The 15,117-nt window shown below is 74.3% G+C and carries 12 protein-coding genes; 4 read left to right on the forward strand and 8 right to left on the reverse strand.

Annotated features, from left to right (window positions below):
• Nucleotides 1-2: 2 nt before the first annotated feature.
• Nucleotides 3-1,742 carry a phospho-sugar mutase gene (locus ACYVAP_RS05540; RefSeq protein WP_498859899.1) on the reverse strand — a complete coding sequence of 580 codons (1,740 nt, stop codon included), beginning with the start codon at nucleotides 1,740-1,742 and terminating at the stop codon, nucleotides 3-5.
• Nucleotides 1,739-2,581 (reverse strand): purine-nucleoside phosphorylase, encoded by an 843-nt coding sequence (locus ACYVAP_RS05545; RefSeq protein ID WP_498859900.1) that lies wholly within the window; start codon nucleotides 2,579-2,581, stop codon nucleotides 1,739-1,741. The genes ACYVAP_RS05540 and ACYVAP_RS05545 overlap by 4 nt, the downstream gene beginning before the upstream one ends.
• Nucleotides 2,582-2,675: 94 nt before the next feature.
• On the opposite strand from ACYVAP_RS05545, the gene ACYVAP_RS05550 reads away from it, so the two are divergent.
• The gene (locus ACYVAP_RS05550) at nucleotides 2,676-4,148 is read left to right on the forward strand and encodes an NAD(P)/FAD-dependent oxidoreductase (protein WP_498859901.1); all 1,473 of its coding nucleotides are present in this window, start codon (nucleotides 2,676-2,678) and stop codon (nucleotides 4,146-4,148) included.
• 390 nt (nucleotides 4,149-4,538) lie between these two features.
• Here ACYVAP_RS05550 and ACYVAP_RS05555 read toward each other — a convergent pair whose 3' ends face one another.
• The 6 genes from ACYVAP_RS05555 to ACYVAP_RS05580 all read right to left on the reverse strand — a co-directional run bounded on the left by ACYVAP_RS05555 (nucleotide 4,539) and on the right by ACYVAP_RS05580 (nucleotide 12,067).
• Nucleotides 4,539-6,317 (reverse strand): acetyl/propionyl/methylcrotonyl-CoA carboxylase subunit alpha, encoded by a 1,779-nt coding sequence (locus tag ACYVAP_RS05555; protein ID WP_498859902.1) that lies wholly within the window; start codon nucleotides 6,315-6,317, stop codon nucleotides 4,539-4,541.
• Between the two features lie 73 nt (nucleotides 6,318-6,390).
• Entirely contained in the window at nucleotides 6,391-7,107 is a 717-nt protein-coding gene (locus ACYVAP_RS05560) for a Maf family protein (protein ID WP_498859903.1), read from the reverse strand.
• On the reverse strand, nucleotides 7,107-8,798 hold the full coding sequence (locus ACYVAP_RS05565) for a DUF885 domain-containing protein (RefSeq protein WP_264450281.1): 1,692 nt from the start codon (nucleotides 8,796-8,798) through the stop codon (nucleotides 7,107-7,109). The genes ACYVAP_RS05560 and ACYVAP_RS05565 overlap by 1 nt, the downstream gene beginning before the upstream one ends.
• 50 nt (nucleotides 8,799-8,848) lie before the next feature.
• On the reverse strand, nucleotides 8,849-10,087 hold the full coding sequence (locus ACYVAP_RS05570; protein WP_264450282.1) for an esterase-like activity of phytase family protein: 1,239 nt from the start codon (nucleotides 10,085-10,087) through the stop codon (nucleotides 8,849-8,851).
• Between the two features lie 121 nt (nucleotides 10,088-10,208).
• Nucleotides 10,209-10,481 (reverse strand): acyl-CoA carboxylase epsilon subunit, encoded by a 273-nt coding sequence (locus tag ACYVAP_RS05575; RefSeq protein WP_264450283.1) that lies wholly within the window; start codon nucleotides 10,479-10,481, stop codon nucleotides 10,209-10,211.
• Complete coding sequence (locus ACYVAP_RS05580; RefSeq protein ID WP_137770337.1) at nucleotides 10,478-12,067, reverse strand: acyl-CoA carboxylase subunit beta; 1,590 nt, start codon at nucleotides 12,065-12,067, stop codon at nucleotides 10,478-10,480. Before ACYVAP_RS05580 ends, ACYVAP_RS05575 begins: the two co-directional genes overlap by 4 nt.
• A 166-nt stretch (nucleotides 12,068-12,233) precedes the next feature.
• Between ACYVAP_RS05580 and ACYVAP_RS05585 the strand changes: the two genes are divergently transcribed.
• The 3 genes from ACYVAP_RS05585 to ACYVAP_RS05595 are packed head-to-tail and all read left to right on the forward strand — an operon-like array spanning nucleotide 12,234 to nucleotide 15,105.
• Nucleotides 12,234-13,190, forward strand: coding sequence for a biotin--[acetyl-CoA-carboxylase] ligase (locus tag ACYVAP_RS05585; RefSeq protein ID WP_264450284.1), 957 nt, complete (start codon nucleotides 12,234-12,236; stop codon nucleotides 13,188-13,190).
• Nucleotides 13,187-14,386, forward strand: a complete 1,200-nt coding sequence (locus tag ACYVAP_RS05590; RefSeq protein WP_498859904.1) for an adenylate/guanylate cyclase domain-containing protein — start codon at nucleotides 13,187-13,189, stop codon at nucleotides 14,384-14,386. The genes ACYVAP_RS05585 and ACYVAP_RS05590 overlap by 4 nt, the downstream gene beginning before the upstream one ends.
• Before the next feature lie 23 nt (nucleotides 14,387-14,409).
• A complete protein-coding gene (locus tag ACYVAP_RS05595; protein WP_137770340.1) occupies nucleotides 14,410-15,105 on the forward strand; it encodes a response regulator transcription factor in 696 nt (231 codons plus the stop codon).
• Nucleotides 15,106-15,117: the final 12 nt, after the last annotated feature.

Consider the following 15,117-nt stretch of genomic DNA (forward strand, 5'->3'; position numbering starts at 1 on the left):
GCTCAGGCGCCCGTGAGCGCCGTGCGCATGTCCTCCGTGATCGCGGCGAGATGCTCCGCGGCGGCGACGCGGACCGTCCCGAGGGCGGCGTCGTCGGCCCCCGCGGCGACCTCCTCGTGGACCTCGATGTAGCACTTGAGCTTCGGCTCGGTGCCCGAGGGGCGCACGATCACGCGGGCGTCGTCCGCCGTCGCGAGCAGCACGCCGTCGGTCGCGGGGAGGCCCGTGGTCTCCACGGAGCCCTCGGCGAGGTCCTGCACCTCGGTCACCTCGGAGCCCGCGAGGGCGACGGGCGGCCGCTCGCGCAGGCGCGCCATCATGACGTCGCGGTCCGAGAGGTCCGTGACGCGCAGGGACAGCTGCGAGGTCGCGAAGAGCCCGTGCTCGCGGGCGAGCGCGTCGAGCCGCCCCACGAGCGTGGTGCCCTCCGCCTTCGCGTACGCGGCCATCTCCGCGACCATGAGGGCTGCGGAGAGCCCGTCCTTGTCCTTGACGACCTGCGGCAGCACGCAGTATCCGATCGCCTCCTCGTAGCCGAAGACGATGCCGGCGGCGCGGGCGATCCACTTGAAGCCCGTGAGGGTCGTCGCGGCCCTCGCGCCGGCCGCCGCGGCGATCCGGCCCAGCCAGCGGCTCGAGACGACCGAGTTCGCGACCGTGCCCCGGTAGCCGTGGCGGCGCAGCAGGTGGTCGCCCAGCAGCACGCCCAGCTCGTCCCCGGTGAGCATTCGCCAGTCCCCGAGGTGCGGGTCGAGGACCGCCGCGGCGCAGCGGTCCGCGTCCGGGTCGTTCGCGACGACGACGTCCGCCTCGACGGTGCGGGCGAGCTCGAGGGCCAGGTCGATCGCACCGGGCTCCTCCGGGTTCGGGAAGGCGACCGTGGGGAAGTCCGGATCCGGGTCCGCCTGCTTGCCGACGGTGTGCACGTCCGTGAAGCCCGTGCGGTGCAGGGCCGCGACGGCCGTCTCGGTGCCCACGCCGTGCATGGCCGTGTGGACGATCCGCACGGACCGCCCGCCGCCCACCTCGGCGAGCGCGGGCAGATCCACGAGGGCGCAGATCGCCTCGAGGTAGTCCTCGACCAGACCGTCGCCGATCATCTCCGGCTCGGCGTCGTGCGGGATCTCCAGCACGGGGCCGACGGCCTCGATGCTCGCGGCGATCTGCGCGTCCGACGGCGGCACGATCTGCACGCCGTTCCCGTCGGCGTCCGCGGCACGGCCGCCGAGGTAGACCTTGTAGCCGTTGTCCGCCGGCGGATTGTGGGATGCGGTGACGACGATCCCGGCGTCGGCACCCAGGTGCCGCACGCCGAAGGCGACGAGCGGGGTGGGCAGCGCCCGGTCCAGCAGCTGCACACGGCAGCCCGCCGCGGCCATGATCGCCGCGGAGCGGTGCGCGAAGTCGCGTGAGCGGTGACGGGCGTCGTGCCCGATCACCACGAGCGGCTCCTCGAGCCCGAGCGTGCCCACGAGGTGGTCGGCGAGCCCGCGGGCGGCGCGGGAGACCACCGCGAGGTTCATGCGCAGCGGGCCGGGTCCCATGTGGCCCCGCAGGCCCGCCGTGCCGAACTCGAGGGTGCCGGAGAAGGCGTCGGCGATCTCGGCGGCGGCCGACTCGTCGCCGCCCTCCGCCTGCTCCAGAAGGCTGCCGAGGACCGCGCGGGTCTCGGCGTCGGGGTCGTCGGCGATCCAGGCGCGCGCCCGCTCCTGCAGCTCGGGCGTGAGGACGGCGGCGCTCATGCCGGTGCGTCCTCCGTGCTCGCCCCGGTGATCCGTCGCACGGTCTCGGCGAGCAGGCGCGAGATGCGGAGACCGGCCTCGCGGCCCGCCTGCAGCACCTCCTCGTGGGAGAGCGGCACGGGGGAGATGCCCGCGGCGAGGTTCGTGACGAGCGAGATGCCGAGCACGTCCAGCCCCGCCTCGCGGGCGGCGATCGCCTCGAGCGCGGTGGACATGCCGACCAGGGTCGCGCCGAGGGTGCGCGCCATGCGGACCTCCGCCGGGGTCTCGTAGGCCGGCCCGTGGAACTGCATGTAGACGCCCTCGGGGAGGTCCGGGTCCACCTCGCGGGCGATGTCGCGCAGGGCGGGGGTGTAGACGTCGGTCATGTCCACGAAGGTCGCGCCGCGCAGCGGGGTCGCGCCCGTGTGGTTGATCTGGTCGGCGATGAGCACGGGGGTGCCGGGCTCCCACGACGGGTCGATGCCGCCGCAGCCGTTGGTCAGCACGATCGTGCGGCAGCCGGAGGCCGCCGCGGTGCGCACGCCGTGCACGACCGGGTCCACGCCGGCGCCCTCGTAGTAGTGGGTGCGCGCACCGAGCACGAGGGCGTGGGCGCCGCTGCCCTCCACCTCCACGGAGCGCAGGGTGCCCACGTGGCCGGCGACGGCGGGGGCGCGGAAGCCGGGGATCGTGGTCGCGGGGGCCTGCCAGACGGTCTCGCCGAGGAGGTCCGCGGCGCCGGCCCAGCCGGAGCCGAGCACGAGGGCGACGTCGTGCGAGCCGACGCCGCTGGCCTCGGCGATCGCGGCCGCCGCATCACGGGCGAGGAGGTACGGATCAGGGGTCGAATCGCTCATGGGAGAAACCTAGCGCGGGCCGTGCCCGCCGGGGGACGCCCCCGGTCCCTCCGTCGCCGCCCGCGCGGTGCGGGGCCTGGGCGAGAATGGCACCGTGAGCGATTCCACGACCGCGATCCCCGCCGGAGCACCTCGGATCACCGCCGACGACGGCGGCACCCGCCTGGCGGTGATCGGCGGCGGGCCCGGTGGCTACGAGGCAGCGCTCACCGCCGCCCGACTCGGCGCGGAGGTCGTGCTCGTGACCGCCGGACCCCTCGGCGGGGCCGCGGTGCTCACGGACGTGGTCCCCTCGAAGACCCTCATCGCGACGGCGGACGTCCTCGACCTCGTCGCCGGCTCCGGGGCGCTCGGCATCCGCGACGCCGACACCGCCGGGAGTCCCGGCGCCGGAGCGCTCACCGTGGACCTCGCGGCCGTCAACGCCCGCGTGCGCCGGCTCGCCCGGGCGCAGTCCGCGGACGTCACCGCCGCGCTCGCCGAGGCCGGGGTGCGGACGGTCCTCGGGCGCGGGCACCTCCTCGCGCCGGGGCTCGTCGCCGTGCACGCCCTGGACGGGGCGGGAGCGGAGATCGAGCGGATCCAGGCGGACGCCGTGCTGCTGGCCACGGGCGCCCGTCCCCGCGAGCTGCCCGGATCCCCGCCGGACGGCGAGCGGATCCTCTCCTGGACCCAGCTCTACGACCTCGATGAGCTGCCCTCGCACCTGGTCGTCGTCGGCTCCGGCGTGACCGGCGCCGAGTTCGCGAGCGCCTACCGGGCGCTCGGCTGCGAGGTCACGCTCGTCTCCTCGAGGGACCAGGTCCTCCCCGGCAGCGACCGCGACGCCGCGGCGGTGCTCGAGGAGTCCTTCCGGCGCCGCGGCATCACCGTGCGCTCCCGCTCCCGCGCCGCCTCCGCCCGGGTCGAGGGTGACGGGGTGCGGGTCGCCCTCACGTCGGGGGAGGAGATCCGCGGCAGCCACCTGCTGCTCGCCCTCGGTGCGATCCCCGCGACAGCGGGCATGGGACTCGAGGAGGCCGGGGTGCGGCTGCGGGAGAGCGGCCACATCGAGACCGACCGGGTCTCCCGCACCTCGGTGCGCGGGGTGTACGCGGCGGGGGACTGCACCGGCGTGCTCCCGCTCGCCTCGGTCGCCGCGATCCAGGGCCGCACCGCCGTGCACCATGCGCTCGGCGAGGCGGTCGCCCCGCTGATCCGGGCCCATGTCGCCTCCGCGGTGTTCACGAGCCCCGAGATCGCGACCGTCGGCGCGAGCGAGCAGGACGTCGCTGACGGCCTCGTCGTCGCCGGCGTCCGCTCCTACCCGCTCGGCACGAACGCCCGCGCGAAGATGCAGGGCGTGCGCGAGGGTTTCGTGAAGCTCGTGGTGCGCCACGACTCCGGGACGGTGCTGGGCGGCGTGGTCGTCGCCCCGCGGGCGAGCGAGCTCATCCACCCGATCACCCTCGCCGTCGCCCAGCGGCTCACCGTGGAGCAGCTCGCCAACACCTCGATCGTCTACCCGTCGATGACCGGCTCGCTCGCCGAGGCCGCCCGGCAGATCGCGATGACGCTGGGGGAGTGAGCCGGCCCGGAGTCCTCGCCCCGTCGGGGACGGCGCATGAACGTGGCCTCTCGATGGGCGCTCGGCCGATCGGCGGCAGGCCGCCGGGCCTCGACCGTCGGCAGGAGGCCGTCACCGGCGGACCGTCGACCGACAGCCTTCGCCAAGAACCGTCAGCAGGGGCTGCCGACCGCAGTCCGTCGTCGATCGCGGACCGCACTCGGGTCGGGGCGCCCTGCAGAAGAACGCGGACATCATGTACATGATGTCCGGGCTTTCCGGAACAGACGGTGCTCGGGAGCCGGCTCGCCCTCGGTGGGGCCGACCTGTCCGCGGACGACCGGCTCGGCCGACGCGTCCGCGGATCAGCGAGGGAGTGGTGGCCCGGCGGTGCCGGTCACCAGCTCGGTCTCAGTCGTCGATGGTGCAGAGCGCGGCGCCGGCGGAGACGGTCGCGCCGACCTCCGCGCTGAGCCCCGTGACGACACCGGAGCGGTGCGCCGTGATGGGCTGCTCCATCTTCATCGCCTCGAGCACGAGCAGCAGGTCGCCGTCGGCCACCGTCTGCCCCTCCTCGACCTGGACCTTCACGATCGTGCCCTGCATCGGCGCGGTGACCGTGCCGCCGGAGACCGCCGCCTCGCCCGAGGCGCGGTGCTGGCGCTTGCGGCGCTGGCGCACCGTCTGCTGCGGGGCACGCAGGGACGCGGGCAGGGAGATCTCGACGCGGCGACCGTCCACCTCGACGACGACCGCCTCGCGATCCTCGGGCTCCTCCGGCTGCGCGGGCAGGGAGGCCGGCGGGATCTCCCCGGTGAACTCGGTCTCGATCCAGCGGGTGTGGACCGAGAACGGCGCCTCGGGATCCTCCGGGGCGAAGGCCGGGTCCTCGACGACCACGCGGTGGAAGGGCAGCACCGTGGGCAGACCCTCGATGCGGAACTCGGCGAGCGCCCGGCGGGAGCGCTCGAGCGCCTCCTGCCGGGTCGCGCCGGTGACGACGAGCTTGGCGAGCATCGAGTCGAACGCGCCGGAGACGACGTCGCCCGAGCGCACCCCGGTCTCCACGCGCACGCCCGGGCCGCTCGGCGCGTCGAAGCGGTGCACGGGCCCCGGGGAGGGCATGAAGCCGCGGCCCGGGTCCTCGCCGTTGATGCGGAACTCGAAGGAGTGCCCGCGGGCGACGGGGTCCTCCTCGGAGATGCGCTCGCCGGCGGCGATCCGCAGCTGCTCGCGCACGAGGTCGACCCCGGCGACCTCCTCGGTCACCGGGTGCTCGACCTGGAGGCGCGTGTTCACCTCGAGGAAGGAGATGGTGCCGTCCTTGCCGACGAGGAACTCGCAGGTCCCCGCGCCGACGTAGCCGGCCTCGCGGAGGATCGCCTTCGAGGAGGAGATCAGCTGCGCGTTCTGCTGCGGCGTGAGGAACGGCGCCGGCGCCTCCTCGACGAGCTTCTGGTGGCGGCGCTGCAGCGAGCAGTCACGGGTGGAGACCACCTGGACGTTGCCGTGCTGGTCCGCGAGGCACTGCGTCTCCACGTGGCGCGGGGAGTCGAGGTAGCGCTCGACGAAGCACTCGCCGCGGCCGAAGGCGGCCGTCGCCTCGCGCACCGCGGAGTCGAACAGCTCGCGGACCTCGCCCTCCTCGCAGGCGACCTTGAGGCCGCGGCCGCCGCCGCCGAAGGCCGCCTTGATGGCGATCGGCAGTCCGTGCTCGCGCGCGAAGGCGACGACCTCGTCGGAGTTCTGGACGGGGTCCTTGGTGCCCGCGACGAGCGGGGCGCCGGCCTTCTGCGCGATGTGCCGCGCGGAGACCTTGTCGCCGAGCTTCTCGATCGCGTCGGGGCTCGGGCCGATCCAGGTCAGCCCGGCGTCGATGACCGCCTGGGCGAAATCGGCGCGCTCGGAGAGGAACCCGTAGCCCGGGTGGACGGCGTCCGCGCCGGAGCGCTTGGCGACGTCCAGGAGCTTGTCGATGACGAGGTAGGAGCTCGCGGCGGTGGTGCCGCCGAGGGCGTAGGCCTCGTCCGCGATGACGGTGTGCAGGGCGTCGCGGTCCGGGTCCGCGTACACGGCGATCGACCGCAGGCCCGCGTCCTTGCAGGCCCGGGCCACGCGCACCGCGATCTCCCCACGATTGGCGATGAGCACCGTGGTCAGGGGGCGGGGCTTGGGCTGGCGTGAAGCCATGGGGCGAGGGTCCTTCCGGGAGGCGACGACGATCGAGTCTAACGGGGCGGGCGCGCCGATCGGCGCAGGCGGCTCAGCCGGAGACGGCGTCGCCGTCGGCCTCGGGGAGGTCCCACAGATCCATGACGGTCAGCCCGATCCCCGCGAGCAGCTCCCGCAGCAGCGGCAGGGACAGCCCCACCACGGCGTGCGGATCACCGTCGACGCCGGTGACGAAGGGGCCGGCGATCCCGTCGATCGTGAACGCACCGGCGACGCCGAGCGGCTCCCCGGTCTCCACATAGGCCTCGATCTCCTCGTCGGTGACCGCGGCGAAGGTCACCTCGCAGCTGGCCGTCGCGCCGACGGTCGCGCCGGTCCCGCCGTCCTCCTCGTCGCGGTCGTCCACGAGCCAGTGGCCCGAGTGCAGCACGGCGGTGCGGCCGCGCAGCCGGTGCCAGCGCTCGACGGCGACCTCCGCCGTGTGCGGCTTGCCGATCGCCTCGCCGTCCAGCTCGAGCATCGAGTCGCAGCCGAGCACCACGTAGCCGCCCTCGCTGCGGACGGTCGCCGCCTGCGCCTTCTCCCGGGCGAGCAGCAGCACCTCCTCCGCGGCGGTGAGCGGCTCCTCGCCGGCGGCCTCGCGCGCCGCGGCGAGGATCGCCGCCTCGTCGAGGTCCACGGGCAGGGTCGAGTGCGCGATGCGGGCGCCCTCGAGGACGTGGCGGCGGCCCTGCGAGGCGGAGGCGAGCAGCAGCAGCGGCTCGAACCCGTCCTCGGTCGCGGCGGCGGACACGGGGGCGGTGCTCATCAGAGGGCTCCTTCGAGGACGGAGAGGGGGAGGCTGCCGAGCTCGAGGGCGCGGCGGTGGAAGTCGCGGACAGCGCCGGGGGAGGAGTCCGCGGCCGTCGCCCGGTCCCGGATCTGCTCCCAGGTGCGCTGACCGATCTTGTACGACGGCGCCTGCCCCGGCCAGCCGAGGTAGCGGTGCAGCTCGAAGCGGCGCTCGGCCTCCTCGATGCCCCAGTTCTCCGTCATGAAGTCCCAGGCGGTGCGCTCGTCCCACGCACCGCCGTCGGAGCCCGGCACGCCCGTCGGCATGGGCAGTCCCAGGTGCAGGCCGATGTCGAGGACCACGCGCCCGGCGCGCAGGCGCTGCGCGTCGAGCATGCCGAGGCGGTCGCCGTCGTCGTCGAGGTAGCCCAGCTGCTCCATGAGCCGCTCGGCGTACAGGGCCCAGCCCTCGCCGTGCCCGGAGACCCAGCAGAGCATCGCGCGCCAGCGGTTCAGGGAGCCCGCCTGCAGGGTCTGCGTGCCCACCTGCAGGTGATGGCCGGGGACGCCCTCGTGGTAGACGGTCGTGGTCTCCGCCCAGGTGCGGAACTCCTCGGTGCCCGCGGGCACGTCCCACCACATGCGGCCGGGACGGGTGAGGTCCTCGCTGGGGCCCGTGTAGTAGATGCCGCCGGAGCCGGTGCGGGCGATCCGGCACTCGAGCCGGTGCAGCGGCTCGGGGATGTCGAAGTGGGTGCCGGCGAGGTCCGCGATCGCCGTGTCGGAGAGCTGCTGCATCCAGGCCTGGAGCGCGTCGCTGCCGTGGAGGATGCGGGCGGGATCGGCGTTCAGCGCCTCCTTCGCGGCGGCGACGCTGCTGCCGCCGCCGGTGCCGTAGCGCTCGTTGAGGCGCGCGGCGACCTGCTCCTGCTCGGCGATGATCGCGCGCAGCTCCTCGACGCCCCAGGCGTAGGTCTCGTCGAGGTCGATCTCGGTGCCGAGGTAGGTGCGGGAGGCGAGCTGGTAGGCCTCGCGGCCGACGGCGTCCGCCTCGGGCGCCTGCGGCAGCAGCTCCTCGAGGACGTCCGCGATCCCGCGATAGGCGGCGCGGGCCCGATCCGCCGCCTCCCGCACGTGCGCCTTCTGCGCGTCGTCGCCGACGGCCTCGCCCGCGAAGGTGTCGAAGAAGCCGCCGTCGGCCGCGTAGCCGCGGGCCTGCTCGGCGCCCAGGCGCAGCTGCCGCTGGGCGGAGACGGTGCCCGCGGCGGCGGCCTCGCGCAGCGACTCGGCCCAGGAGCCGAGGGCGCGCGGGAAGCCGGCCATGCGCTCGGCGAGCACCTCCCAGTTTGCGGCGGTCTCGGTCGCCATGAGGTCGAGCACGTCCCGGGACTGCAGCACGGAGGCGAGGTTGTTCACGGCGGCCACGTCGAGGTGCTGTTCGGCCCGCTCCAGCTCGAGCCCGAGCCGCTCCTGCAGGGCCGCGCGGGTCACGGCGTCGACGCCGTCGGCGTCGGGCACCTCGGCGATCGCGGTGAGGAGCTCGCGGGAGAGGTCGTGGCGCGCCTGCTCGGCGGCGGGGGAGTAGTCGGTCACCTCCGCGTCGTGGCCGACGATCCCGAGCTGGGTGGAGAGGAACGGGTCCGCAGCGGCGAGGCGGTCGACGTAGGAGTCGGCCAGGGCGTCCAGGGCGGAGGGGGTGCGGCCGGTGGCCGGGGAGTCGCTCGACATGGGTCGCAGTCTAGGTCTCCTGCTGCCGCCGCACGCCCCTCCGATCGAGGTCAGGCCCTCCCGCCGCGGCGGGTGCCGAGATCGATGAGGATCATCTCGGTGTCGTCCGGGGTGCCCGGGTAGCGGGCGTCGTTGCTCGGGTAGTTGTTGTCGTTCGCGATGAGCAGGCGGCCGTCCTCGAGCATCACGACCGTCTCCACGGACTGCATGGGGAAGGAGAAGGTCTCGCCGACGCCGTAGGCGCCGGGATCCGCCGCGAGGCCGATGCCGTCCGGGTTGGGGATCGCGAGCAGGTCGATGACGAGGGTCTTCTCGAGCGTCCCGTCGGCGTCGGTGCGGCGCAGGTCCACCCGGTAGACCTTCTTCGTCACCGCGTCCGGCCCCCACATGTCGTCCCGCTCGAGGATCAGCAGGCGGTGGGGATCCAGGGCGAAGGCGTCGCCCACGAGGTTCCCGGGAAGGTCCGTGCGGTAGGTCCAGCGGCGATCGGTGTACGCGCGGCGGCGCACGTCGAACTCGAGCACCTCGACGCGGTGCTGGTCCTCCTCGCCGGGGAGGTACCCCTCGAGGATCGGGTGCAGGATCTTCCCGTTCGGGGAGGCGGCGAGGGCCTCGAAGCCCTTGCTCGCGCGGACGCTCGGCGTCTCGCCCTCCTCGAGGTACGGGCTCTGCGGGGAGCGCAGGCCGCCCGGGAGCGGGACCGGCGCCTCGAGCAGCGCGCCGTCGGCGTCCGCGTGGAGCAGGAACGGGCCGAACTCCTCGCCGATCCAGAAGCTGCCGTCCTTCGCGAGGACGAGCGACTCGACGTCGAGGTCCGCACCGGTGAGCAGCCGCTCCTCGGTGTCCTCGTGGACGATCGGGAAGTCGAGCACGCGCCGGGGATCCTTCAGGGACACGAAGGAGTCCAGGGAGATCGTGCCCGCCCCGCCGCGGGAGGTCTCCCAGCGCGGGGTCGCCCGGTAGATCCGCAGCAGGAAGTCCGCCGAGTTGCCCTTCGCGCCGAAGCCGTTGTCCGGCATCGCCCAGTAGCTCCCGTCACCGATCTCGGCGACCGCCGAGAACCCCGGGACGACCTGCCCGTCGAACGGACCGGACACCCCGTTCTCGGGGCTCACGGCCGCGCCCGAGACCGGGCCCTCCTCGAGGTGGTCGGAGGGGAGGGTCGCGCGGGCCACGAGCCGCGGGCCGCGGTCATGGCCGCGGGAGGGTGCGGCCAGCGCAGGGGAGGCGACGGCGAGCGGGGACACGGCGAGCGCGGCGAGGACGCCGCGGCGGGGGAGGGAGGTCATGGGCCGATCCCATCGGTCCCCGGCGACCACGGCATGGCGGCCGCGCGACGTCCGGATGAACGCCGTGCGACGCCCGCGGCGGGGCCGGGCGCGACGGGCGGTGCCCGGCGCGCCGGCGCGCTCAGCGGTCCGCGAAGACCCAGGCCGAGGCGGAGGGGTGGTGGCGCTCGCGGTGCCCGCGGGCGTGCGTGTGCACGGGGGAGGTCCAGGCGCTCTCCTGCACGGGACCGCCGTCGAGCGAGCGCTCCTCCGCCTCGAGGCGGCTCGTGACGCTCATCGCGGAGACGACGACGGCGATCGCCGCGAGCTCGTCGGCCTCGAGGCGGCCGGAGACGAGCCGGACGTCGGACCGCCCGTCGGGACCGCCCTCGGCGGCCGGGGACTCCGTGCTCACAGCGGGATGTTCCCGTGCTTCTTGGTGGGCAGGGAGTCGCGCTTGGTGCGCAGGGCGCGCAGCGCGCGGGCCACCTGGACGCGGGTCTCCGAGGGCTCGATGACCCCGTCGATCCAGCCGCGCTCGGCCGCCGCGTAGGGCGTCGCGAACTGGTCCTCGAACTCGGTCTGCAGGCGCAGCCGCTCCGCCTCGACGTCCCCGCCCTCCTCGGCGACCTGCTTGAGGCCCTGCCGGTGGAGGATGTTCACCGCGCCCTGGGCGCCCATGACCGCGATCTGCGCGGTGGGCCAGGCGAGGTTGACGTCCGCGCCGAGGTCCTTGGACCCCATGACGATGTAGGCGCCGCCGTAGGCCTTGCGGGTGATGACGGTGACCAGGGGGACCGTCGCCTCCGCGTAGGCGTACAGGAGCTTCGCGCCGCGGCGGATGATGCCGCTGTACTCCTGGTCCGTGCCGGGCAGGAACCCGGGGGTGTCCACGAGCGTGAGCACGGGGATGTTGTTCGCGTCGCACAGGCGCACGAAGCGCGCCGCCTTCTCCGAGGCGTCGATGTCGAGCGTGCCGGCGAAGTGCGAGGGCTGGTTCGCGACGATGCCGACGCTGCTGCCCTCGACCCGGCCGAAGCCGACGACGATGTTCTGCGCGTAGCCCGGCTGCACCTCGAGGAACTCGCCGTCGTCGAGGATCGCCCGCCACACCTCGCCCATGTCGTAGGGCTGGTTGGGGGAGTCGGGGATCAGCACGTCCATCGCGCGGTCCTCCGCGGTGGGCTGCTCCTCGAGCGGCGTGGGGAACACGGGCGCAGGGCTCAGCGTGTTCGAGGGGAGGTAGGAGAGCAGGTCCTTGACGTACTCGATCGCCTCGGACTCGTCCGGCGCCATGTAGTGGGCGACGCCCGAGCGGGTGGAGTGGGTGCGCGCCCCGCCGAGCTCCTCGAAGCCGACGTCCTCACCGGTCACGGTGCGGATGACGTCCGGTCCCGTGATGAACATGTGGGAGGTCTTCTCAACCATGACGATGACGTCGGTGAGGGCCGGGGAGTACACGGCACCGCCCGCGGCCGGTCCCATGATCAGCGAGATCTGCGGGATGACGCCCGAGGCGCGCGTGTTGCGCCGCATGATCCCGGCGAACATGGCGAGCGAGGCCACGCCCTCCTGGATGCGCGCGCCGCCGCCGTCGAGGATGCCGATGATCGGCACGCCGGTGGACAGCGCGAGGTCCTGGATCTTCTGGATCTTGCGGCCGTGGGCCTCGCCCAGGGAGCCGCCCATGACGGTGAAGTCCTGTGAGTACACGCACACCTGGCGGCCGTCGATCGTGCCGTAGCCGGTGACGATGCCGTCACCCGCGGGGCGCTTGCGCTCGAGGCCGAAGGAGTGGGACTGGTGCGCCACGAAGCGGTCGGTCTCGACGAAGGAGCCGTCGTCCAGCAGGTCGTGGATGCGCTCGCGAGCGGTGCCCTTGCCCCGGGCGTGCTGCTTCTGGACGGCGAGACCGTCGGCGTCGGAGACCGCGGCCGCCGAGCGGGCGCGCAGGTCCTCGAGTCGCTGAGCGGTGGTGAGCGGCCGTGGGGCGTCGGACACGGAGCCTCCAACTGCGACCCTGGGGCCGCCTGATCGGGGTGCAGGGGCGCGGGCGGGGTCCGGCGGCAGGCGCGGGTCCACGGCCCGAAACACAGGGATACTACGCTACCCCTCGGCTCCCGTCGGGGAGCCCGGCAGTGAGCCGCGGCATGCGAGGAGACCCCGGATGAACACGTCAGTCGTCCGCGGAGGGGCTCCCGGCGGGGCCGAGCCGCCCGCGGTCCCCGTCGAGCTCGTCGACCTGACGCCCTCGACGCAGGACCTCGCCGCGCGCCGGCGCGCGGAGGGGCGGGCGGCCCCCTTCGCCGTGCTCGCCGCGCAGCAGTCCGCCGCACGCGGCCGGCTCGGGCGCCGCTTCTCCTCTCCCGCCGGGGGCGCCCTCGCGCTCACCGTCGTCCACGAGTCCGCGCTCGCCCTCGGGGACCGCTCCTGGTTCCCGCTCGCCCTCGGCGTCGCCGCCCTGGACGCCCTGCACGCGCTGCCCGGGGTCGCCGCGGGTCTCGAGGCGGCCGGGCTCGGCCTGAAGTGGCCCAACGACCTGCACACGGCCGCGGGCGGGAAGCTCGGCGGGATCCTCGTCGAGGGCCGCGGCGCCGGGACCGTGCTGCTGGGCATCGGCCTGAACCTGCACGGCCCGATCCACGGCGAGGACGGCACGGAGGTGCCCGGTGCGGTGTGGCTCCATGGGCCCGGAGGGCTGCTGGACGACGAGGGCGGCGAGGGGCTGACCGCGGCGGAGGTGCCCGCGCTGCGGGACGCGCTCGCCGCCGGTATCGCCTCCCGTCTGGTCCTGGAGCTCGAGGCGCTCGAGGCGAGCGGCGGCGACGCCTCGGCCACCGGACTCGACGAGCGCTTCGCTATGACCTGTGTCACACTCGGGCGGGACGTGCGCGTCGAGCCCCTCGGGCACGACGGTCCCCGCGGGGCAGCGCCCCTCACCGGGAGGGCCGTCGGCATCGACGATCGCGGACGGCTCCTGGTCGACCCCGGCCCGGAGCAGGGCGGGGTCGTGGCGGTGGACGTCGGCGACGTCCGGCATCTCAGGGCCGTCCGAGGAAGCGGGGGCACCATGGCAGGTCCGGTTCGGAACGGTCACGACGGCGAGGAGGCAGGGACGCGGTGAGCAGCGACATCCACGGGACGGAGAGCGCGCCCGGGACCCCGGACGCCACGACGGCGCACGGGCCCACGACGCCCGAGGAGGCGGCGGGACAGGCCGCGCCGAGCGCGACGGACACCAGCCCGGACCTCGAGCAGACCTCGATCGACGGCGAGGAGGTGCTCGGGCTGAACCGACGCTTCGCACAGGTGCGCCGCAGCGTCGGCGCCCTCGAGAAGGTCCTCCTCCAGGGTCCCCGCAAGTACTCCCGGCGCGACCTCGCCGAGGAGCAGGGGATCCCCGAGCGCCTCACCTCCGTGTACTGGCGCTCCCTGGGCTTCAGCCCCGTGGACGAGGACACCGTCGTCTACACCGAGGAGGACGCCCACGCGATCGGCGACCTCGCCGCGATCGTCGAGGACGACGCCCTCTCCGAGCGCGCCTTCTCCTCCATCACCCGCGGCCTCGGCTTCCACATGGGACGCCTGGCCATGTGGATCACGGAGGCGATGGTCGACGAGGCGAAGGTGGTCGACGGCCTCGGGGACGCCGACGCCCGGCTCCAGATGCTCGACCGGATGCCCGAGCTGCTCGAGACCCTCGAGTCCCAGGTCGTCTTCACCTTCCGGCGCCAGCTCGCCGCCTACGCCGCCCGGGCGGGATCCGAGGTGCTCCACCGGGGCACCGACGAGCTGTTCCCGCTCCAGCGCGCCGTGGGCTTCGCCGACCTCGTCCAGTTCACCCGGCTCTCCCGCGACCTCTCCGGCTCCGAGCTGGCCGACGTCGTCGCCCGCTTCGAGGCCGTGGGCCGCGACGTCATCTCCGTGGGCGGCGGCCGCGTCGTCAAGACCGTCGGCGACGAGATCATGTTCCTCGCCGACACGCCCGAGGACGGCGCCCAGATCGCCGTCTCCCTCGCCGAGACCATCACCGCGGACCCGGACCTCCCCCCGCTCCGCGTGGGCCTCGCCTGGGGATCGATGTTCTCCCGCTACGGCGACGTCTTCGGCCCCACCGTGAACCTCGCCGCCCGCATGGAGTCCGTCGCGAGGCCCGGGACGGTCATGATCGACCCGGACACGGCGGACGCCGTCGAGAAGGCCGTCCCCGGCGGCTTCGAGGTCGCCGAGGGCGAGGACGTGGACCTCCACGGCATCGGCACGGTGCACCTGGCGGAGCTCCGGCGGGGCCGCTCGGCGGCCCTGGACCTGGGGCTGTGAGCGCGGGACGTACTATGGCTGACGTGACACGACTGCTTCTCGTCGAGGACGACTCGGCCATCGCTGAACCGCTGTCCCGCGCCCTGGACCGCGAGGGCTACACCGTCACCCGGGCCTCCCGGGGGATGGACGCGCTCGCGATCGCCGCGGGGGAGGACCCGATCGACGTGGTCATCCTGGACCTCGGGCTGCCCGACCTGGACGGCCTCGAGGTCGCCCGGCGCCTGCGCAAGGGCGGTCTGGAGTCACCGATCCTCATCCTCACCGCCCGCGCCGACGAGGTCGACGCCGTGGTGGGGCTGGACGCCGGCGCGGACGACTACGTCACCAAGCCCTTCCGGCTCGGCGAGCTCCAGGCGCGCATCCGTGCGCTGCTGCGGCGCGCCCAGGCTGTCGAGGAGACGGGCGACAGCTTCGACGTCAACGGCGTGAGCCTCGACGTCTCCGCCCGCCGCGCCTACGCCGACGGCGAGGAGCTCAGCCTCTCCGCCAAGGAGTACGACCTGCTCACCGTGCTCGTGCGCGAGTCCGGCAGCGTCGTCACCCGCGACGACCTCATGCGCGAGGTGTGGGGCGCCGAATGGTGGGGCTCCACGAAGACGCTCGACATGCACATCTCCTGGCTGCGCCGGAAGCTCGGCGACGACGCCTCCGATCCGCGACGCATCACCACGGTGCGCGGGGTGGGCTTCCGGTTCGAGACCGGCGACGGGAGCTGACCTTTGCGGCAG

It is taken from the genome of Brachybacterium horti, from assembly GCF_054777615.1.